The sequence below is a fragment of the Flavobacteriales bacterium genome (assembly GCA_020635855.1).
Classification (GTDB): Bacteria; Bacteroidota; Bacteroidia; order JACJYZ01; family JACJYZ01; genus JACJYZ01.
The window spans coordinates 1-1,095 of the sequence record JACJYZ010000001.1 but is presented as its reverse complement, the minus strand read 5'-3'; the positions used below and the strand labels follow the sequence as shown (position 1 = coordinate 1,095).

Below are 1,095 nucleotides of genomic sequence, written 5' to 3'. Positions count from 1 at the left end.
CCGCACGTAAACGTAGGCACTATCGGTCACGTTGACCATGGTAAAACCACTCTGACCGCGGCTCTGACCCGCGTATGTTCTGAGACCTGGGGCGGCGCAGCCGTTGCTTTCGACGGTATCGACAAGGCACCGGAAGAAAAAGCACGTGGTATCACCATCTCCACTTCCCACGTGGAATACGAATCAGCTACCCGTCACTACGCACACGTAGACTGCCCAGGCCACGCTGACTATGTAAAAAACATGATCACCGGTGCTGCCCAGATGGACGGCGCGATCCTGGTATGTGGTGCCACTGACGGCCCAATGCCACAGACCCGTGAGCACATCCTGCTGTCCCGTCAGGTAGGCGTACCTTACATTGTTGTGTTCCTGAACAAAGCTGACCTGCTGGCTGATGACTGCGGTGGTTTCGGTACTGACGAATACAACGAAATGCTGGAACTGGTAGAGATGGAACTGCGTGACCTGCTGTCCACCTACGAATTCCCAGGCGATGACACTCCAATCATCCCAGGTTCTGCTCTGATGGCTCTGAACGGCCAGGACGAAAACGAAATCGGTACTTCTTCTGTACGTAAACTGGTTGAAGCTCTGGACTCTTACATCCCTGAGCCACAGCGTGCTATCGACGGCGCGTTCATCATGCCAATCGAAGACGTATTCTCTATCCAGGGCCGTGGTACTGTAGTAACCGGTCGTGTAGAGCGCGGTATCGTTAAAGTAGGTGAAGAAGTTGCCATCGTGGGTCTGAAAGACACCGTGAAAACAACTGTTACCGGCGTAGAAATGTTCCGCAAACTGCTGGACGAAGGTCGTGCCGGTGAGAACTGTGGTGTTCTGCTGCGTGGTACCAAACGTGACGACGTACAGCGTGGTCAGGTACTGGCTAAACCAGGTTCAATCACCCCTCACACCAAGTTCAGTGCAGAGGTGTATATCCTGGGTAAAGATGAAGGTGGTCGTCACACTCCATTCTTCAAAGGTTACCGTCCACAGTTCTACTTCCGTACTACTGACGTAACCGGTTCTTGCGAACTGCCAGAAGGCGTAGAAATGGTAATGCCAGGCGACAACGTTGGTCTGGTTGTTACT

At 53.2% G+C, this 1,095-nt stretch carries 1 protein-coding gene; it reads left to right on the top strand.

The genetic code is table 11. From position 1 onward, the window contains the following. Positions 1-21: 21 nt before the first annotated feature. Positions 22-1,095 (top strand): elongation factor Tu (tuf, locus tag H6585_00005; protein MCB9446707.1); only part of this gene is annotated, 1,074 nt, incomplete at its 3' end.